The sequence below is a fragment of the Ottowia sp. SB7-C50 genome, from assembly GCF_033110285.1.
Taxonomy (GTDB): Bacteria; Pseudomonadota; Gammaproteobacteria; order Burkholderiales; family Burkholderiaceae_C; genus Ottowia.
On record NZ_CP136995.1, the window covers coordinates 1,160,074 to 1,178,593 of the forward strand.

Consider the following 18,520-nt stretch of genomic DNA (forward strand, 5'->3'; position numbering starts at 1 on the left):
GTTCATCGCGCGACGCCGCCCGGCCCGCGCACGCGCCGAAAGTAACGCCATGTCCTTCAGCTACGCCAACCCCTACACCAGCACGCGCCTGCCGGTCTTCGCGCGCAACGTGGTCGCCACCTCGCACCCGCTGGCCGCGCAGGCCGGCCTGCGCATGCTGCAGCAGGGTGGCAACGCGGTCGACGCCGCCGTGGCCACCGCCGCCGCCATGACCATCGTCGAGCCGGTCAGCAACGGCCTGGGCAGCGACGCCTTCTGCATCCTGTGGGACGGCCAGCAACTGCACGGCCTCAATGCCTCGGGCCGCGCGCCGCGCGCCTGGACGCTGGACTATCTGCGCGGCAAATTCGGCGCCGATGCCGTCCATTTCGCCAAACGCGGCTTCGACACCGTCACCGTGCCCGGCGCGGTGGCAGGCTGGGCGGCGATGTCCAGGCGCTTCGGCAAGCTGCCCTTCGCCGATCTGATGCAGCCCGCCATCGAGATCGCCGAGCGTGGCTACCTGGTGCCAGTGGTGGTGCAGCAGAAGTGGGCCGCCGCCACGCCCGAGCTGCAGGGGCTGCCGGGCTTTGCCGACAACTTTCTGCCCTGGGGCCGCGCGCCCAAGGTGGGCGAGCTGTTCCAGTTCAAGGCCGCCGCGCGCGGCCTGCGCGCCATTGCCGACAGCGGGGGCGAAGCCTTTTACCGGGGCGAGATCGCCGCCGCACTGTGCGCCATGTCGCAGGCCCACGGCGGCGCGCACCAGCTGGCAGATTTCGCCGACTACCAGCCCGAATGGGTCACGCCCATCGGCCAGGACTACCGTGGCCACATGCTGCACGAGATCCCCCCCAACGGCCAGGGCATTGCGGCGCTGATCGCGCTGGGCATCCTGGAGCACTTCGACGTTGCCGGCCTGCCGGTGGACGGCGTCGATTCGCAGCACCTGCAGATCGAGGCCATGAAGCTGGCCTTTGCCGACGTCTACCGCTACGTGGCCGAGCCGTCGTCGATGGCGGTGACCCCCGCGCAAATGCTCGATGGCGCCTACCTCAAGCGCCGTGCCAGACTCATCGACATGCAGCGCGCGCAGGACTTCGGTGCCGGCAACCCGGCCAAGGGCGGCACCATCTACCTCACCACGGCCGATGAAGACGGCATGATGGTCAGCTTCATCCAGAGCAACTACATGGGCTTTGGCTCAGGCTGCGTCGAGCCGACCTACGGCATCAGCCTGCAGAACCGGGGCTACGGCTTCAGCCTGGATACCGCCAGCCCCAACGTGGTGGCGCCCGGCAAGCGGCCGTTTCACACCATCATCCCCGCGTTTCTCACCAAAGGCGGCCAGCCGCAGATGAGCTATGGCGTGATGGGCGCCAACATGCAGCCGCAGGGCCACATGCAGACGCTGGTGCGCATGCTCGACTACCACCAGAACCCCCAGACCGCGTGCGACGCGCCGCGCTGGCGCTACAACCAGGGCCTGTCGATCAACGTCGAAGCCAGCCTGGACCCTGCCACCGTGCAAGGCCTGGTGGCACGCGGCCACCAGATCGACGTCATCAACGACAGCTACCAGGACTTCGGCGCCGGCCAGTTCATCTGGCGCGCGGGCGACCCCAAGACCGAGGGCTACATCGCCGCCAGCGACGCGCGGCGCGACGGGCTGGTGGCGGGGTTCTGAGGGCGGGCGGTGTGCGGGGGGGATTCAGGGTTGAAAGTGGCTCTAGCGCCCGCCGTCAAAGCGCCTGAAGCTATCAATAAAAGAGCAATCGGCCTGGTGCTGGCGGCCGCGGGCGCCATCTGCTTCAGCGGCAAGGCAATCATCGTCAAGCTGGCCTACCGCTACGGCGTGGACGCGGTCACGCTCATCATGTACCGCATGCTGTTTGCGTTGCCGTTCTTCGTCGTCATGGCGTGGTGGGCCGGGCGCGGCAAGCCGCCGCTCAGCCGGCGCGACTGGGCCGGCGTGCTGGGCCTGGGCTTCATCGGCTACTACCTGTCCAGCATGCTCGACTTTGCGGGGCTGCAGTACATCACGGCCAGCCTGGAGCGGCTGATCCTCTACCTCGGCCCCACGCTGGTGCTGCTGCTCGGCTGGGCGCTGCGCGGCCGGCGCATCACGCGCGGGCACCTGCTGGCGACCGCGGTCAGCTACGCCGGCGCGCTGACGGTGTTTGGGCTGGAACTGCGCATCGCGCCCACCGGCGCCACGGCGTGGGGCGCGCTGCTGGTGTTCATCTCCACCTTCACCTACGCGCTTTATCTTTTTTATAGTGGCGAATTTGTGCAGCGCCTGGGCTCGCTGCGCCTGGTGGGCCTGGCGACGGCGGTCGCCTGCGTGTGCTGCATCGTGCAGTTTCTCCTCGTCAAGCCGATGGCCGCCGCGCAGGTGGCGCCCGAGGTGATCTGGCTGTCGGTGCTCAACGCCACGCTGTGCACCGCCGCGCCCGTGCTGATGGTGATGATGGCCGTCGAGCGCCTGGGCCCCAGCCTGGCGTCGCAGGTCGGCATGATCGGCCCGCTGTCGACCATCGCCATGGGCATCGTCATCCTGGGTGAGCCCTTCACGCCCTGGCTGGCGGCGGGCACGGCGCTGGTGGTGGCGGGTATCTTCATGTTCAGCCGGGCGGGGCGTTAGCCCGTTGCGGCTCGCCTGATTCGGCTGGTATTCCCGCATTGGTGATCAGGCCTGCCCGGTTGTCCGGGCTATTTTTAGGGTCGTATCTGCAACTTTCGTTGCGGCCAACCCAACGAATGGCGGATTGTCCGCCCGCCGCCCTCGCGCGAAGATGGGCCATCCCATCCCACCCCACGCCGTTCCGCTACCGCAAACCCGCTCAGCCGCATCACATGAATATGGGAGGACAACAGCTGGCTTGGCAGGAACAATGAATGCAGGCGACTGGCGCCCGTAAAACACGATTCACGCGCGCACAAGCCAACACCTTGAAGCTAAGGGAACCGACTGCATGACCCACACCCCAACCCGTGTCCTGTGCGCCGCGTCCAGCATCCTCATGGCGCTGGCCGCCCTGTTCGTGCACAGCACGGCCTACCCTCAAACCGCGCCGCTCAACGACACCGGCCAGTCGCGGTGCTTTGACGGCACCAGTTTGGTCGCCTGCACCGCCACCAACACCGGCGATACCGCGGCCTACCCCCGCCAGGACGGCCGCTTTGGCCGCGACGCACAGGCTACGTTCGGCGCGCTCAGCAAGGTGGGCGGCGGCGCGGCGGGATTTGACTTCACCCGCATTTGCTGGAATGGCGCTGCCGAAGGCACGGCCGGCTGCACCGGCACCCTGGTGGCCAATGGTACCGGAACCGCCAGCGCCACCCCCACCACCGACTGGGCCTGCACGCGCGACAACGTTACTGGCCTCGTCTGGTCGCTGCAAACTCAAACCGCCACTTGGACGGCTGCTGCCGCCGCCGCCTACCCGAACGCCGGCCACAACAGCGCCACGCGATGCGGCTACAGCAGCGGCTGGCGCCTGCCCACGCGACGAGAACTGTTGTCCATCGTGAATTACGGCGTTTGGAATCCTGCAATTGATAGTGATTATTTTCCTTTGACGAACAGCGCTTTTTATCTAACTGGGGATTTTTTCTTTCAACCTGAAACTGGAAGAGTTTGGGCTATGGACTTCAAAGACGGGAGTGGGTTCATAACCAGCCTTGACTATAGCTCCAGTATTCGTCTTATCAGAGCTATCGGGAACTAAATAAATATAATACACCCTATTAAAAAAGACAATAAGACTATTAATATAAAACCGGCTGTTGATTTGATTATACCGATAGATCGCCCATGATGTTAAAGAAATCTATTCAAAATTACTTGACAATAGTATTGGTTTGCCTGTCAGCGTTGTTTTTTACAACATCTGCGCAAGCAATTTTTATCAATAATGGCGATGGAACGGTCATTGATAGCGCTACTGGCTTAGTTTGGGATCGCTGCTCCTATGGCTTGAGTGGCCCCGATTGTCGCTCGGGGCGAGCTACTGGATATAGTTGGAAACAAGCGCTTACGGCTGCGGCGGCAGCAAACAATATGAATTATAAAGACTATAGTGATTGGCGGCTGCCAAATATTAAAGAGTTGGATAGTCTTTTTACTGAAATAAAATCTGGGGCTATTATAAATGCAGAGGCTTTTCCAAATTACCTAGATTGGGAGTTTTGGTCTTCCACATTTTATAGCGAATATACGGCGGTTTGGGTGATGAGCTTCAACAGCGGATTTATCAAGAAAGTTGGTTTGGGGGAGGGTGCTGGTCTATCTAGCGAGCCGATCACTATGCGGTTAGTGCGTGGTGGACATTCATTCGACGCCTTAATAACTAAATTCCCTGTCATCGGTGTATCCGACCCTGCCGCAGGGGTCGTAATGTGCAATAGCCCAGTCACGCACGGGCAGACCACCACCTGCACCGCGGCTGCCAACGCGGGTTACACGCTGAGCCAGATATCCGGCTGTGGCGGCGCGGTGGGCAGTGCTTCGCCCTACACCACGGGTGCCGTGACCGGTGCCTGCACCGTGACGGCCACGTTCACCAAGAACACCTACGCCATCACCGGCACCGCCAGCCCGGCTGTGGGCGGCAGCGTGTCGTGCGCGCCCGCGTCGGTTACCTACGGCGGCGGCAGCACTTGCACCGCCAGCGCCAGCCCCGGCTACACCTTCAGCTTCTTCGGCGGCGATTGCAGCGGCACCATGTGCAACCTGACGAACATTCAGGCCAACAAGGCGGTGACCGGCACCTTCACGCAGAACACTTACACCGTCACCGGCACGGCCAGCCCGGCTGCGGGTGGCACGGTCACGTGTTTGCCCTCATCCATGACCTACAACGGCACCAGTAGTTGCACGGCGACAGCCAGCCCAGGCTATACCTTCAGCGCTTTCAGCGGCGATTGCATCGGAGCCACATGCAATTTGACGAATATTCAAGCCAACAAGACGGTTACGGGGACATTCACGCAGAACACGTATGCCGTCACCGGCGCGGCTGACCCGGCTGCCGGCGGCAGCGTGTCGTGTACCAGTCCGGTGACGCACGGCCAGACGACGTCTTGCACGGCAACGGCCAATCCCGGCTATGCGCTCAGCCAAATCTCCGGCTGCGGTGGTACGGCCAGCGGCATTTCGCCGTACACCACGGGCGTTGTGACCGCCGCCTGCACCGTCACGGCCACGTTTACGCAGAATACATATTCGATCACCGGCACGGCCAGCCCGCCCGAGGGCGGCACCGTCCGGTGCTCGCCCACTTCTGTCAACTACAACGGCAGCAGCAACTGCACGGCCACCGCCAGCACCGGCTACACCTTCAGCGCCTTCAGCGGCGACTGCAGCGGGGCCGCGTGCAACCTGAGCAACATTCAAACCAACAAGGCGTTGACCGCCACCTTCACCCAAAACACCTACGCCGTGACCGGTACCGCCAGCCCGGCGGCCGGCGGCACGGTGACCTGCGCGCCCAGCCCGGTGACCCATGGCCAGACAGCGACATGCACCGTCAGCACCAACGCCGGCTTCACGTTATCGGATGTCGCTGGCTGCGGCGGCATGGCAGGCGCCAGTGCGTCTTACACCACCGGCCCGGTGACGGCTGCCTGCACCGTGACTGCCAGTTACACCGCTATCACCACCTTCAGTGGCACCACTGTGCCTCCTGCCGGCGGCAAAGCTGGGCTGGCCAGCGCCAGCTTCACCGGTGGTGGCAGCACCTGCCGGTTTGATGTGGCCAACACCGCCTTCATTGCCGCCCCGGCGCCACCACCGCCGGGCCAGACGCTGGCGCAGGGCATGTTCAAGTTCAAGCTGATCGGCTGCGACACCACGCCGGTGGCCATGAGCGTGACCTGGCCCAAGCCCGTGAGCGGCTACACCAAGTACGGCAAGGCGAGCAGCGGCGCTGCCGCCAGCAGCTACTTTGCCCCCACCGCGCTTGCCGTAAGCGGCCATACCGCCACCTTTACCGTGGCCGACGGGCAACTGGGCGATGACGACTGGGCGGCGAATGGCTCGATCATTGACCCGAATGGCCCAGTGGAGTCCACGGCCGGTGCCAGTTCAGTGACGCCGGTGCCCACGCTGGGCGAGTGGGCGCTGCTCGCCTTGTCAAGTCTGCTGGGGATGCTAGGCATGCGGCGCATGCAGGCCGCTCGCACAAGCGGCTAGCGATAGTCGCTTTCGCGCTGGTGCCGCAAAGCGAGTATCTGGACGTGTTCCGGCGGTACGATGCGGAACAGGGCTACGTAGCCGGTGCTGCCGACCGGAATCACCAATTCGCGCCACAACGGACCCAACGCACCATTAGCCGCCTTGCGGCAACTGTAGGGCAGGGTGCGCAGCAGTTGGAAAGCGGTTTCCAACGTGTCAATCACACGGTGCGCAAACGCCTCATCGCCCGCGTCCAGCGCAAAGTCAAACAGGCGCTCCAAGTCGTCTTGCGCCTCGGGAGCAAGGCTCACGCGATAACTGTTCACGATGGCCTATTTCAGCGGCTTGCCGAAGGCCTGTGCCGCCCTGACGCGCAACCGCGCTAGCGAATGATCCGCCGTGATCGATGGACCACCTGCGTCCAGCCGTTGGGCCGCCGCCAGGCCGCGCGCGTAAAAGGCCTCGTCCTCCTTGCGCCAACGCGCATGCTGCGCTGCCGCCTGCTCAATGAAGGTGGACAGCGTTTCGCCCTCGCGCAGTGCTGATTCGATCAGCACACGTGTTTCGGGGGTGACGCGGACAGCGGGCAATGTGGCGGTGCGCATGGCGGGTTCTTGGCGAGGGACTTGTGTTGCAATTGTAATTCGCCACGAAGTGCCGCGCGCTCCAGCGTGGTGTGCCGGCGTGGGTCAGAATTCACGCTTTCGATCTGCAGTGGGTTATCGACATGGATCTGGGCATCAAAGGAAAATGGGCGCTGGTGTGCGGCGCCAGCAAGGGGTTGGGGCGCGGCTGCGCCGAGGCGCTGGCGGCGGAGGGCGTCAATGTGCTGATGGTGGCGCGTGGCGCCGACGCGCTGGCGGCGGCTGCTTCAGAAATAAGAGCTGCCAACGCAGGCAGGACAGGCGCTGACGTGCAATTCGTGGCTGCCGACATCACGACGCCCGAGGGTCGCGCGGCGGTGTTCGCGGTGCGCCAGGACTTCGACATCGTGGTCACCAACGCCGGCGGGCCGCCACCCGGCGCCTTCCGCGACTGGGACCGCGACGCGTGGATCAAGGCCATCGACGCCAACATGCTGACGCCCATCGAGCTGATCAAGGCCACCCTCGACGGCATGCTGGCGCGAGGCTTCGGGCGCATCGTCAACATCACGTCGAGCGCGGTGAAGGCGCCGATCGACATCCTGGGCTTGTCCAACGGCGCGCGCTCGGGGCTGACGGGCTTTGTGGCGGGGCTGGCGCGCAACCCCGAGATCGCCGCCAAGGGTGTGACCATCAACAACCTGCTGCCCGGCAAGTTCGACACCGACCGCCTGAAGGGCACCATGCAGGCTGCAGCGCAGAAGACCGGCAAGCCGATTGAAGACATCCGCGCCGCGCAGCAGGGGCAGATTCCGGCGCGCCGGTTTGGCACGCCGGCAGAGTTTGGCGCCATCTGCGCCTTCCTGTGCAGCCAGCAGGCGGCTTACCTGACGGGGCAGAACATCCTGCCCGATGGCGGGGCGTACCCAGGCACCTATTGAAGCTCCCCCTGTGGCGCTCACGCGCCTTCCCCCACAGGGGGACGCCGCTGGTCGCCGGGGGAACCCCGGCTCGGGCGGCCTGGCGTGGCCTGCTCCGCGGCCATTTGGCCGATGAGTGGTCGCTATGTCATCGATAGCGCGCTGCGGCGCCACCGTAAAGGCTCGCGACCTGCTCCCTTCTGGATTCGGTCGCGGTGCGTCGTCCCTTACGCGCCCAGCGCGCCGCGCAGGTCGGCGATGACTTTCTTCTCGTCGTCCGACAGGCGCGTGCCGCCAAAGCCCAGAAAGCCGCCCTCGGTCGACGCCATGGCCACCTTGTCGGCCACGCCCAGCGCCCACTGGCGGTACTGCGCGGCCTGCGCGGGGTCGACCTTGCTGTCCAGCAGTTGCGCGGCTTCGCGGGCGTCTTCCAGCGTCTGCGCGGTCAGCTTCTCGGCCGAGGTGATGCCCTTGGCCTTCATGCGGGCCATGGCCCAGTCGCGCGTCTTGCGGGCCTGGGCCAGTTCGGCGCTTTTGTCGGCGGCATTCGGATCGGGCACGATGGCCTGGATCAGTTCGTTGCCGGGGTAGTCCTTGGCGCCCGCCATCAGCGCCTGGCCGCTGGCGAACATCTCCTTGCCGGTGCCGAACAGCCCGCTGCGGCCGGCAAAGGCCACGGCCGAGCCGATGGATTGCGGCAGCGAGGCCAGCAGTTGCAGTTCGTCGTCGGTCAGGTTCAGTGCCATGGCGGCTCCTCTCTTGGGGTGGGTTGAAGCAAGCCGGCAGTGTAGGCACACGGTTGCCGCGCTGCTGTAGGCGGCGGCCGTGACTTGCCTTACTCGTCCCAGTCGCGCCACTTCACGCCGTGCCGCGCCCGGTACACGTTGACGGCGTTGCCCACCGTGGGGTGAAAGTGGTCGGCGTCGAAGCGCGGGCTGAGCCCGTAGCGCATGATGAGGTCGCGCACGTGGCCCTTCAGGCCGGCAAACTGCAGGTCGATGCCGCGCGCTTCCAGCTCGTGGTCCAGCTCGCCCAGCATGTCGGCGGCGGTGACGTCGATGTCGTTCACCGCGTCGGCGGCCACGATGACCTGCCGCGTCGGCGTGGGCGCGTCGGCCACCGCCTGCAGCACCGCTTCGCGAAACAGGTCGGCGTTGGCAAAGAACAGTTGCTCGTCCCAGCGGAACAGCACCAGCCCCGGCACGAAGCGACCCTCGGGGTGGCGTGCGGCGTCGTGATAGCCCTTCATGCCGTCGATGCGTACCAGCACCGTGTGGTAGGGATGCCAGGCGTTCCACACCATCACCAGCAGCGACAGCGCAATGGCGCCGGCGATGCCTTCGATCACGCCATAGAACACCACGCCCAGAAAGCTCACCGCCGCCAGCATGAATTCGACACGCCGCTGCCTGAGCAGCGCCAGCATGCCCGGCCAGTCGGTGAAAGAGATGCAGGCGGTGATGACCACCGCGCCCAGCGCCGCCTGCGGCATGTCCTTCAGCAGGCCGGGCGCCAGCACCAGCAGCAGCGCGATGACGGCGGCACCCACCAGGTTGGCCAGCTGCGTCTGCGCGCCGGCGCTGGCGGCCACCGGTGTGCGCGAATTGCTGCTGCTGATCGGAAAACCCTGCATCAGCCCGGTGGCGATGTTGGCGCTGCCCAGCGCCAGCATCTCCTGGTCGGGGTTGACGCGCGTGCCGCTGCGCTTGGCCAGCGCGCGCGACAGCACGCTGGTGTCGGCAAACGCCAGCAGCGCGATGATGGCCGCGCCCGGCGCCAGCACGCGCAGGTCTTCCAGCGTGACGGTGGCGATGGGCAGCGTCAGCACCGGCAGGCCGTGCGGTACCGGGCCGATCACATCCAGCCCCGCCGTGGCCGACAGATCGAGCAGCGCCGACAGCGTGGTGGCCAGCACCACCGCCATCAGCACGCCCGGCCACTGCGGCCGCCAGCGCCGCACGGCCAGGATCAGCGCCAGGCAGCCGACCCCGATGGCCATGGCCGCCGGGTTGCCACGCCCGTCCAGAAAGCCCTGCACCATCTCGATCAGGCGCGGCAGCGAGCCGTTGACGGTGGCCGAAAAGCCCATCAGCTTGGGCAACTGGCTGATCATCACCGTCAGCGCGATGGCGTTGAAGAAGCCGAGCCGGATCGGCTTGGAGAACAAATCGGCCATCACGCCCAGCCGCGCAAAGCCGATCAGCAGCAGAAAGCCGCCGGTCATCAGCGCCAGCACGCCCGACAGGGCGACGGCGCGCTCCACGCTGCCGCCGGCCAGCGGCAGGATCAGGCTGGCGATGACGGCGGCCAGGGTCGAATCCGGCCCCAGCACCATGATGCGGCTGGGCCCCAGCAGCGCGTACACCAGCAGCGGCACGATGGTGGCGTACAGCCCGTGGATGGCCGGCACGCCCGCCGCCTCGGCGTAGCCCATGCCCACCGGCACCAGGATGGCCGACAGCACCAGCCCCGCCACCACGTCGCGCGGCAGCCAGTCGCGCTGGTAATGCCGCAGCACGTGCAGGCCCGGCAGCCAGCGCATCCAGCCGGTGGGGGGTGGGCAGAGGGGTGGGCGGGGGCGTGCTCATGTCTTCAACGGCGGGCAGACACCAGAATGCCCGCCACGATCAGTGCAAACGCCAGCGCGTGGTACAGGCGCGGCGCCTCGCCCAGGAACAATGTCGACATCACGGCGGCGAACAGCGGCGTCAGGTTGCCGAAAAAGCCCGCCACCGTCGGCCCCGCGCGCTGCACGCCCAGGCCCCAGCAGCGATAGGCCAGCACCGCCGGCCCCACCGCCACGAACAGCAGCGCCGCCGCCAGCGGCCAGCCCCACTGGATGCGCGCGTCGGTCAACGCCCACTCGCCAGCCGTCATCAGGGCCGACCAGCCCAGGCCGAACACGACCTGCGCCAGCAAAAAGCCCGCCCAGTCGGCGCGCAGGCGGTCGGGCTCGGCGCGCTGCGCCAGCAACCATGAATACCACGCCCACCCGATGGTGGCCAGCAGCATGTACACATCGCCGGGAACCAGCCTGAGCCGCGCCAGCTGCGCCCAGTCGCCGCGCGACAGCACCACGGCCACGCCCACCATCGACAGCAGCGCACCCAGAAGTTGCGCCCGCGTGACTGAGGCCCCAAAGAACAGCCGGCCCAGCCCCATCATCCACAACGGCATGCTGGAGCCCACCAGCGTCACGTTCAGCGCCGTCGAAGTGTGCAGCGCAAGGTACTGCAGCGCGTTGTACAGCCCCACGCCCAGCAGGCCCAGCAACGCAAAGCGCCGCCAGTGGCGCATCAGCCCGCTGCCCGGCCGCAGCACCCAGCCGCCCAGTGGCAGCAAGATGGCAAAGGCCAACACCCAGCGCAAAAAGTTCAGCGTCACCGGCGGCACCAGATCGGCCACCATCCGACCGACCACCGCGTTGCCCGCCCACAGCAGGGGCGGCAGCGTCAGCAGTGCAGCGGTGGCGGGCGTGAGTCGGGCGCTGGTCATGAAGGCCGCACTGTAGCGGATGGCGGCATGCGCAGCGGGCCCGTTTTATGAATCAAATCGGCCCTGAGCGCCTGCGCACATTGATCAAGTAGCTATGAATTTTATAGTTCCCGCTTCGTGAATCGCCCTGTCATGCGCGGCGCAAAGCCGATGTACGCTGCGTGCCGATGGCGCTTCGTGGCACCATCGCGGACTGACACAACATGAGGAAATTCGCGATGCCCCTGGCCGTTCAAATCACCCGCGCGGGCGGGCCCGAAGAAATGCAACTGGTCGATGTGCCCGTGGGCGAGCCCGGCCCCGGCCAGATCCGCATCCGCCACAAGGCCATCGGCCTGAACTACATCGACGTCTACCAGCGCACCGGCCTCTACAGCCTGCCCATGCCGCTGACGCTGGGCATGGAGGGCGCCGGCATTGTCGAAGCCGTGGGCGAGGGCGTGACGCACCTGAAGGCGGGCGACCGCGCGGCCTACGCCAGCAACCCGCCCGGCAGCTACAGCGAAGCACGCGTCATGCCCGCGCTGGCCGTGTGCAAGCTGCCCGACGACATCGCCTTCGAGACCGGCGCCGCCATGATGCTGAAGGGTCTGACGGTGCAATACCTGCTGCGCAAGACGCTGCCCGTCGAAGGCCTGCAGCCCGGCGACCACGTGCTGTGGCACGCCGCGGCCGGCGGCGTCGGCCTGATTGCCTGCCAGTGGGCCAAGGCGCTGGGCTACCAGCTGATCGCCACCGCGGGTTCAGAAGAAAAATGTGCGCTGGCGCTCGCCAATGGTGCGGCGCACGCTATCAACTACAGAGCAGAAAACTTCGCCGACCGCGTGAAGGACATCACCGGCGGCCGGGGCGTGAAGGTCGTCTACGACTCGGTCGGCAAGGACACCTGGGAAGGCTCGCTGCAGTGCCTGCGCCCCTTCGGACTGATGGCCAGCTTCGGCAACGCGTCCGGCCCCGTGCCGCCCTTCGCCCCCGCCATCCTCGCGCCCAAGTGCCTGTACGTCACTCGCGCCACGCTGTTCACGCACATCGCCACGCGCGAAAGCTGCCAGGCCATGGCGGACGAGTTGTTCGCCGTCGTGCAAAGCGGCCAGGTCAAGATCCACATCGACCAGCGTTTTCCGCTGGCCGAGGTGCAAGCGGCGCACAGGGCGCTGGAGGCGCGGCAGACGACGGGGTCGACGGTGTTGACGCTGTGACCCTCGCCTACGGCAAGACCAAGGTGACGGTCGGAAAGTAGCTGCGATAACGGCTTCCGTCCCGCGTCAGGATGGGCCAGCCGGCGACCGCGGCATGCGCGCCGATGAAAAAATCTGCCAAGACGTTGCCCTTGGTGCCTCCCCTGTGGCGGTACTGTGCAAACGCCTTGCCTGCCAGGAACAGCGCTGGCTTCGGTATGTCGATCAGTGGCAATTGCAGGTCGTGCAGCGTGTCATCCAGTGCCTCGGCCGTCGAAAAGGTCAGCGACAACTCGGCATAAATGACCGGGTTGATCACCAATCGGTGAACGCGCGACTGGGCACGCAACTGAGCGATGGACCAGTCAGCCCAGTCGGGGTCGTCCTGCAGCACATCGACCAGGACGTTGGTGTCGACCAGCATCAGTCAGCGCGCAGCAGTTTCATCAGGTCCTGGGTGCGCCATTTGACGTCGGCCCTGCCGCGCGCGGCTTCGAAGCGGTCCGTGGAGACGTCTGGCTGGCGGGTGGGCGCACGCAGCACCACGTCACCTGCGTCGTTGAGGGTGAATCCGACCTGCATTCCCGGCATCAAGCCCAGCGCTTCCCGGATGTGCTTGGGCACAGTGACCTGGCCTTTGATGGTGATGGTGGTGGTGTTCATTTCACGCCGACTGTATTACCAAAATCCAAAGGGTAATACTTTTTGCCGTGAATCGCAAGCTCAACGCCCGCGCCGAACCCGCAGCAGCTCATCCAGAATCAACCCGATGGCCCCCGCCGTGATGGCCGCATCGGCCACGTTGAAGGCCGGGAAGTGCCCGCGATAGAACATCGGGCTCAAGAACGCCCAGTGAAAGTCGAGAAAGTCGACCACGTAGCCGTGCAGCAGCCGGTCGATCACGTTGCCGACCGCGCCGCCGAGGATCATGCTGAGTGAGAAGGCAAACAGCTTCTGCCCCGGATGCGAGCGCAGCAGCCAGACGATGAACAGCGACGCCGCCGTGGCCAGCGCGACGAAGAACCAGCGCTGCCAGCCGCCCGCGCCGTCCAGGAAAGAGAACGCCGCGCCCGTGTTGTGGGCGCGCACGACGTTGAAGAAACTCGTCACATAAGTGCTGTCACCCAGCTGGTAGTTGCCCAGGATCAGCTGCTTGGTGAACTGGTCCAGCACCACCACCAGCGCGGCCAGTGCGAGCCAAAGGGTCAGGTGGGGGGGCCTTGGAATTGCTTCGAGCCATGAAGATTCGTGTCCGTGTCTAACGTGCGATGGAGCGCAAAATTCCGTCATTCCCGCGCAGGCGGGAATCCAGGGCAGCGCGCGCAGAACGCATGGATTCCCGCCTGCGCGGGAATGACGAAATTGGCCCGATCACGCCACGTGGCGCGTCTCGCCCGCGCCATACAGGTTGCTGATGCAGCGGCCGCAGATCGTGGGATGTTCCGCGTTCTGGCCAATGTCGTCGGTGTAGTGCCAGCAGCGCTCGCATTTCACGTCTTTAGAGGCGCTGGCGCTGACGGATAGGGCGTGACCTGCTTTCAATTCGATAGCAGATGTGATGAAGACGAACTTCATGTCATCCCCCAAGCTGGCCAGCAGCTCATGGTCGGCCGGTGGCGCGGTGAGGACCACGTTGGACTGCAGTGACGAGCCGACTTCGCCTTTTTCGCGCAAAGCCTCGATGTCCTTGTTGACCACATCGCGGATTTCGCGGATGCGTTCCCACTTCTGCAGCAGCGCGGCGTCGGGCGCGGCGAATTCGGAGAACTCTTCCAGAAAGATCGAGTCGCCTTGGCCCACCAGCTTCCACGCCTCTTCTGCGGTGAAGCTGAGGAACGGCGCCATCCAGCGCAGCAGCGCCTGCGTGAGCCGCCACAGCGCCGTCTGCGCACTGCGCCGCGCCAGCGAATGGAGCGCCGTGGTGTACAGCCGATCCTTCAGCACGTCCAGGTAGAAGCCGCCCAGATCCTCCGAGCAGAACAGCTGCAGCTTGGCGACCACGGGGTGGAACTCGTACACCTCGTAATGCGCCAGCACATCGGCCTGAAACTCGGCGGCGCGCGACAGCATCCAGCGGTCGATTTCCAGCAGGTCGGCGTCGGCCACAGCATCCTTGGCCGGGTCGAAGTCGCTGGTGTTGGCCAGCAGAAAGCGCAGCGTGTTGCGAATGCGGCGGTAGGCGTCGATGACGCGCGCCATGATCTTGTCGTCGCCCGCGATGTCGCCCGAATAGTCGCTGGCGGCCACCCACAGGCGCAGGATTTCGGCGCCCCACTTCTTGTTGGCTTCTTGCAAGTCGATGCCGTTGCCGAGCGACTTGCTCATCTTGCGGCCCTGTGCATCCACCGTGAAGCCGTGCGTGAGCAGGCTGCGGTAGGGCGCGCGGCCACGGATGGCGCTGGCCAACAAGAGCGATGAGTGGAACCAGCCGCGATGCTGGTCGTGGCCCTCTAAATACATATCTGCTTCCGGCCCGCTCGTGTGGTGCTCGTTCGGGTGCGTGCCGCACAGCACGTGCTCGAAGGTGGAGCCGGAGTCGAACCACACTTCGAGGATGTCGTTGAACTTGCGGTAGTGGCGCGCGTCTTCGTCGCCCAGGATTGCTTCCGCCGTCACGCGGCTCCAGGCCTCGATGCCGCCGCGTTCGATGATGTCGGCCGCCTGGTCGAGAATCTCCATGGTGCGCGGGTGCAGCTCGTCCGTTTCCTTGTGCAGGAAGAAGGCAATCGGCACGCCCCAGGCGCGCTGTCGGCTGATGACCCAGTCGGGGCGGCCGGCGATCATGTCGCGCAGGCGCGCCTTGCCGCTGGGCGGATAAAACGCTGTGTTTTCGATAGCGCGCAGCGCAGTCGTGCGCAGGGTTTCGGGCGCCTTGTCCTTGGTGAACACGCCTTCGCCTTCGTCCATGCGCACGAACCATTGCGACGCGGCGCGGTAGATCACCGGCGACTTGTGGCGCCAGCAGTGCGGGTAGCTGTGCGTGATGGTGCTGGTGGCCAGCAGCCGGCCGGCATCATCCAGCGCCTGGATGATCACGGGCACGGCCTTCCAGATGTCCAGCCCGCCAAACAGCGGAAAGTCGGCCGCGTAGCTGCCTTTGCCCTGCACCGGGTTCAGGATGTCGGCGTGCGCCAGACCGTGCGCCACGCACGAGTTGAAGTCTTCAATACCGTAGGCGGGCGCCGAGTGCACGATACCGGTGCCATCGGTGTCGGTGGCGTAGTCGGCCAGGTAGACGGGCGACAGGCGCTGGTAGCCCTTGTCGACGTCGTACAGCGGGTGCTTGAAGTTCAGGCCGCCCAGCTTGTCACCCATCGCTGTCGCGATGACGGTGCCATCGATTCCATAGCGCTTCAGCGCGTCCTCGACCCGCGCCTTGGCCAGCACGAGCAGGCCCTTGGGCGTGTCGACCAGCGCGTGCTCGATGTGCGGGCCGACGTTGAGCGCCTGGTTGGCGGGGATGGTCCACGCGGTCGTCGTCCAGATGACGATGAAGGCGGGCTTGTCGAGCTTCGGCAGGCCGAACGCGGCGGCCAGCTTGTCGGGCTCGGCGGCTTCAAACGCCACATCCACCGTGTTGCTCTTCTTGTCCTGGTACTCGATCTCGGCCTCGGCCAGGGCCGATCCGCAGTCGAAGCACCAGTACACGGGCTTGAGGCCGCGATACACAAAGCCGCGCTCGATCAGCCGCTTGAACAGCCGCAGTTCACCCGCCTCGTTGGCGAAGTTCATCGTCTTGTAGGGGTTGTCCCATTCGCCCAGCACGCCCAGGCGCTTGAAGTCCTGCATCTGCAGGCCGATCTGCTCGGTGGCGTAGGCGCGGCCCTTGGCCTGCATCTCGTCGCGGCTCAGGTTGCGGCCGTGCAGCTTTTCGATCTGGTTCTCGATCGGCAGGCCGTGGCAGTCCCAGCCGGGCACGTAGTGCGCGTCCATGCCCTTCAATTGCCGCGTCTTGACGATCATGTCCTTCAGGATCTTGTTGACCGCGTGGCCGGCGTGCAGCTGGCCGTTGGCATAGGGCGGGCCGTCGTGCAGGATGAATTTTTCGCGCCCGGCGCGGGCCGCACGCAGGCGCTTGTACAGGCCCGTGTCGTCCCATTCCTTGATCCAGCCCGGCTCGCGCTTGGGCAGGTCGCCGCGCATGGGGAAGGGCGTGTCGGGCAGGTTCAGGGTCTTGCGGTAGTCGGTCTTGTTGTCGGTGCTCATGGGGTGGACGCGTTTTTCTTGAACGCAAAGGGCGCGGAGGTTTCGCAAAGAACGCAGAAAAAAATCGGTTTTGCGTCTATTGCGTTCGGCGGTTGAATGGCGGGTTCTTTGGGAAAGCAGCTTCTCGTCCGTATGGAACAAGCGCAAGCCGCTATGAAAAAAGAAGTTGGGGCCGTTGGCGGGCGAAAGGGCGCGCCCGCCGCCCCTTCAAATTCGCCCGTGTCGCGCAGCCAGCCAGGCGCGCGCGTCGGCGCAGTCGCGCGCGATGCCTTCGGTCAGCGCCGCCAGGCTGTGATAGCGCAATTCGTCGTGCAGTTTGTGCAGCAGATCCACGCGGATGATTTTACCGTAGGCCCCCTCGCTTCCCAGGTGCGCCGGCCAGTCGAGCACGTGGGTCTCCAGCAGCACCCGGCCGCCGTTGACATCGTTCGGGTCCAGCGACGGCCGCACGCCGAGGTTGGCCACGCCGGGCAGCGGTCGGTCGGTCAGCCCGTGCACCTCGACCACGAAGATGCCGCTCGCGGCCGGCTTCCAGGCATGGGCGCGGCGCGAAAAGCGCAGGTTGAGCGTGCGAAAGCCGTCCGCCTTGCCCGGTGTGCTTTCGGCCAGCGCGCGGCCCAGCTTGCGGCCGTGCACCACGTGGCCGCTGATCGAATACGGCCGCCCCAGCAGCGCCGCCGCATCGCGCATGCGCCCTTCGGCCAGCGCGGCGCGCACAGCCGTGGACGACACGCGCAGCCCGTGCACCTCGTACGACTGCATGCGCGCCACGTCAAAGCCCTGCGCCACGCCGGAGGCGTCCAGCATGGCGTAGTCGCCCGCGCGCTGGGCGCCAAAGCGGAAGTCGTCGCCCACCAGCACATAACGCACGCCCAGCCCCTTGACCAGCACGTCGTCAATGAAGGCCTGCGGCGGCTGGCTGGCCAGCGCGGCGTTGAAGGGCAACACCACGGCCTGGTCGACCCCGCAGCGCGCCAGCTCGGTCAGCTTGTCGCGCAGGGTGACGATGCGCGCCGGCGCCAGGTCGGGCTTATTTAAAACGGCGGCAAAGTAGTCGCGCGGGTGCGGCTCGAAGGTCATCACGCAACTGGGTACGCCCCGGTGCGCGGCTTCGCTGCGCAGCAGCGCCAGCATGGCCTGGTGGCCGCGGTGCACGCCGTCGAAATTACCGATGGTCAGGGCGCAGCCGGGGGCGATGCCAGGGTGGCGCAGGCCGCGAAAGATCTTCATGCGTCGCTCGGTCAATATGGTTTTGATAGCGCGTTGCGCAAGCCAGTCAAGCGCCAGGACGCGGAAATGTCATGAAAACCGAGTATATTGGGCTTGCGCGTCTCCTTGGCAAGGGCGCGGAGCGGCCGCACTGGCAATGCCGGCCACACACGATGGTTTCCGGTCAAAGGGGGCGTTTTGTGAAGGTGCTCAAGCTGTCGGCACAGGGGTTGCCGCAATCGTGGATCACGCTCGAACAGGCGGTGATTCACTACGCCGCGGAAGAAGTGCGCTGGGAAGTGGGCCAGCAGGTGGCGGTGTTTCGGGGCGGCCACAACGCCATCACGGGTGAGCAGTCGGTCATCACCATCAACAGCATCATCGGCACGCGCGGGGTGCCGGGCATCAACCCGTTCGACCTGCGCCCCAGCCTCACCAACAGCAAGCTGTTTGCGCGCGACCGCAACGTGTGCGCCTATTGCGGCGACCATTTCCACGAAACCGACCTGACGCGCGAACACATCATCCCGCAGGCGCAGAAGGGCCGCGACACGTGGATGAACGTCGTCACCGCCTGTCGCAGCTGCAACCACCGCAAGAGCAACCGCACCCCCGAACAGGCGCGCATGCCGCTGCTGTACACGCCTTACGTGCCCAGCCTGTGGGAAGACTTCATCCTGCGCAACCGCCGCATCCTGGCGGACCAGATGGAGTTTCTGATGGCGCACTTGCCCAAGACGTCGCGGCTGCACGCGTAGCAGCTTGGGCGGCGAG

17 protein-coding genes and 1 pseudogene are annotated in these 18,520 nt (G+C 65.7%); 8 read left to right on the forward strand and 10 right to left on the reverse strand.

What is annotated here, in order from left to right; genetic code table 11:
• Nucleotides 1-49 precede the first annotated feature (49 nt).
• The 5 genes and pseudogenes from R0D99_RS05580 (at nt 50) to R0D99_RS05595 (ending at nt 6,172) form a co-directional block, all read left to right on the forward strand.
• Complete coding sequence (locus tag R0D99_RS05580) at nt 50-1,663, forward strand: gamma-glutamyltransferase family protein (RefSeq protein ID WP_317750387.1); 1,614 nt, start codon at nt 50-52, stop codon at nt 1,661-1,663.
• A 36-nt stretch (nt 1,664-1,699) separates the two neighbouring features.
• Complete coding sequence (locus R0D99_RS05585) at nt 1,700-2,620, forward strand: DMT family transporter (protein ID WP_317750389.1); 921 nt, start codon at nt 1,700-1,702, stop codon at nt 2,618-2,620.
• 331 nt (nt 2,621-2,951) lie between these two features.
• Complete coding sequence (locus tag R0D99_RS05590; protein ID WP_317750390.1) at nt 2,952-3,707, forward strand: DUF1566 domain-containing protein; 756 nt, start codon at nt 2,952-2,954, stop codon at nt 3,705-3,707.
• Nucleotides 3,708-3,796: 89 nt separating this feature from the next.
• Nucleotides 3,797-4,183, forward strand: a pseudogene (locus R0D99_RS17300) (DUF1566 domain-containing protein); the annotation flags it as partial.
• A 192-nt stretch (nt 4,184-4,375) separates the two neighbouring features.
• Entirely contained in the window at nt 4,376-6,172 is a 1,797-nt protein-coding gene (locus R0D99_RS05595; protein WP_317750391.1) for an IPTL-CTERM sorting domain-containing protein, read from the forward strand.
• Here the strand turns inward: R0D99_RS05595 and R0D99_RS05600 are convergent.
• Both R0D99_RS05600 and R0D99_RS05605 read right to left on the reverse strand, forming a co-directional pair.
• A complete protein-coding gene (locus R0D99_RS05600) occupies nt 6,169-6,480 on the reverse strand; it encodes a type II toxin-antitoxin system RelE/ParE family toxin (RefSeq protein ID WP_317750392.1) in 312 nt (103 codons plus the stop codon). The genes R0D99_RS05595 and R0D99_RS05600 overlap by 4 nt on opposite strands.
• A gap of 6 nt (nt 6,481-6,486) precedes the next feature.
• Nucleotides 6,487-6,759: a YlcI/YnfO family protein gene (locus tag R0D99_RS05605; RefSeq protein WP_317750393.1), complete on the reverse strand. Its 273-nt coding sequence runs from the start codon at nt 6,757-6,759 to the stop codon at nt 6,487-6,489.
• Between the two features lie 122 nt (nt 6,760-6,881).
• Here R0D99_RS05605 and R0D99_RS05610 point away from each other — a divergent pair, with 122 nt between their 5' ends.
• Nucleotides 6,882-7,679, forward strand: coding sequence for an SDR family oxidoreductase (locus R0D99_RS05610; protein ID WP_317750394.1), 798 nt, complete (start codon nt 6,882-6,884; stop codon nt 7,677-7,679).
• 206 nt (nt 7,680-7,885) lie between these two features.
• Here R0D99_RS05610 and R0D99_RS05615 read toward each other — a convergent pair whose 3' ends face one another.
• The 3 genes from R0D99_RS05615 to R0D99_RS05625 form a co-directional block, all read right to left on the reverse strand.
• Nucleotides 7,886-8,404: a hypothetical protein gene (locus tag R0D99_RS05615; protein ID WP_317750395.1), complete on the reverse strand. Its 519-nt coding sequence runs from the start codon at nt 8,402-8,404 to the stop codon at nt 7,886-7,888.
• Nucleotides 8,405-8,493: 89 nt separating this feature from the next.
• Complete coding sequence (locus R0D99_RS05620; RefSeq protein ID WP_317750396.1) at nt 8,494-10,200, reverse strand: SulP family inorganic anion transporter; 1,707 nt, start codon at nt 10,198-10,200, stop codon at nt 8,494-8,496.
• A 50-nt stretch (nt 10,201-10,250) separates the two neighbouring features.
• Nucleotides 10,251-11,153, reverse strand: coding sequence for a DMT family transporter (locus tag R0D99_RS05625; protein ID WP_317750397.1), 903 nt, complete (start codon nt 11,151-11,153; stop codon nt 10,251-10,253).
• Nucleotides 11,154-11,371: 218 nt separating this feature from the next.
• On the opposite strand from R0D99_RS05625, the gene R0D99_RS05630 reads away from it, so the two are divergent.
• Complete coding sequence (locus tag R0D99_RS05630; protein ID WP_317750398.1) at nt 11,372-12,352, forward strand: quinone oxidoreductase; 981 nt, start codon at nt 11,372-11,374, stop codon at nt 12,350-12,352.
• A 7-nt stretch (nt 12,353-12,359) separates the two neighbouring features.
• Here the strand turns inward: R0D99_RS05630 and R0D99_RS05635 are convergent, their stop codons facing one another.
• The 5 genes from R0D99_RS05635 to R0D99_RS05655 all read right to left on the reverse strand — a co-directional run bounded on the left by R0D99_RS05635 (nt 12,360) and on the right by R0D99_RS05655 (nt 17,767).
• The gene (locus tag R0D99_RS05635) at nt 12,360-12,755 is read right to left on the reverse strand and encodes a type II toxin-antitoxin system VapC family toxin (RefSeq protein WP_317750401.1); all 396 of its coding nucleotides are present in this window, start codon (nt 12,753-12,755) and stop codon (nt 12,360-12,362) included.
• Complete coding sequence (locus R0D99_RS05640; protein WP_317750402.1) at nt 12,755-12,994, reverse strand: AbrB/MazE/SpoVT family DNA-binding domain-containing protein; 240 nt, start codon at nt 12,992-12,994, stop codon at nt 12,755-12,757. Before R0D99_RS05640 ends, R0D99_RS05635 begins: the two co-directional genes overlap by 1 nt.
• 60 nt (nt 12,995-13,054) lie before the next feature.
• A complete protein-coding gene (gene lspA / locus R0D99_RS05645) occupies nt 13,055-13,510 on the reverse strand; it encodes a signal peptidase II (protein ID WP_317750403.1) in 456 nt (151 codons plus the stop codon).
• A gap of 192 nt (nt 13,511-13,702) precedes the next feature.
• Nucleotides 13,703-16,537 carry an isoleucine--tRNA ligase gene (gene ileS, locus R0D99_RS05650; protein ID WP_317750404.1) on the reverse strand — a complete coding sequence of 945 codons (2,835 nt, stop codon included), beginning with the start codon at nt 16,535-16,537 and terminating at the stop codon, nt 13,703-13,705.
• Between the two features lie 207 nt (nt 16,538-16,744).
• Nucleotides 16,745-17,767: a bifunctional riboflavin kinase/FAD synthetase gene (locus R0D99_RS05655; protein ID WP_317750405.1), complete on the reverse strand. Its 1,023-nt coding sequence runs from the start codon at nt 17,765-17,767 to the stop codon at nt 16,745-16,747.
• 179 nt (nt 17,768-17,946) lie between these two features.
• Here R0D99_RS05655 and R0D99_RS05660 point away from each other — a divergent pair, with 179 nt between their 5' ends.
• Complete coding sequence (locus R0D99_RS05660) at nt 17,947-18,504, forward strand: HNH endonuclease (RefSeq protein WP_317750406.1); 558 nt, start codon at nt 17,947-17,949, stop codon at nt 18,502-18,504.
• The last annotated feature ends 16 nt before the right edge of the window (nt 18,505-18,520 follow it).

Bases quoted from the DNA above. Each gene is read 5' to 3' on its own strand.
- R0D99_RS05580 (WP_317750387.1), top strand. From the start codon at position 50: ATGTCCTTCAGCTACGCCAACCCCTACACCAGCACGCGCCTGCCGGTC.
- R0D99_RS05590 (WP_317750390.1), top strand. From the start codon at position 2,952: ATGACCCACACCCCAACCCGTGTCCTGTGCGCCGCGTCCAGCATCCTC.
- R0D99_RS05595 (WP_317750391.1), top strand. From the start codon at position 4,376: ATGTGCAATAGCCCAGTCACGCACGGGCAGACCACCACCTGCACCGCG.
- R0D99_RS05605 (WP_317750393.1), bottom strand. From the start codon at position 6,759: ATGCGCACCGCCACATTGCCCGCTGTCCGCGTCACCCCCGAAACACGT.
- R0D99_RS05610 (WP_317750394.1), top strand. From the start codon at position 6,882: ATGGATCTGGGCATCAAAGGAAAATGGGCGCTGGTGTGCGGCGCCAGC.
- R0D99_RS05615 (WP_317750395.1), bottom strand. From the start codon at position 8,404: ATGGCACTGAACCTGACCGACGACGAACTGCAACTGCTGGCCTCGCTG.
- R0D99_RS05620 (WP_317750396.1), bottom strand. From the start codon at position 10,200: ATGCGCTGGCTGCCGGGCCTGCACGTGCTGCGGCATTACCAGCGCGAC.
- R0D99_RS05625 (WP_317750397.1), bottom strand. From the start codon at position 11,153: ATGACCAGCGCCCGACTCACGCCCGCCACCGCTGCACTGCTGACGCTG.
- R0D99_RS05630 (WP_317750398.1), top strand. From the start codon at position 11,372: ATGCCCCTGGCCGTTCAAATCACCCGCGCGGGCGGGCCCGAAGAAATG.
- R0D99_RS05635 (WP_317750401.1), bottom strand. From the start codon at position 12,755: ATGCTGGTCGACACCAACGTCCTGGTCGATGTGCTGCAGGACGACCCC.
- R0D99_RS05640 (WP_317750402.1), bottom strand. From the start codon at position 12,994: ATGAACACCACCACCATCACCATCAAAGGCCAGGTCACTGTGCCCAAG.
- ileS (WP_317750404.1), bottom strand. From the start codon at position 16,537: ATGAGCACCGACAACAAGACCGACTACCGCAAGACCCTGAACCTGCCC.
- R0D99_RS05655 (WP_317750405.1), bottom strand. From the start codon at position 17,767: ATGAAGATCTTTCGCGGCCTGCGCCACCCTGGCATCGCCCCCGGCTGC.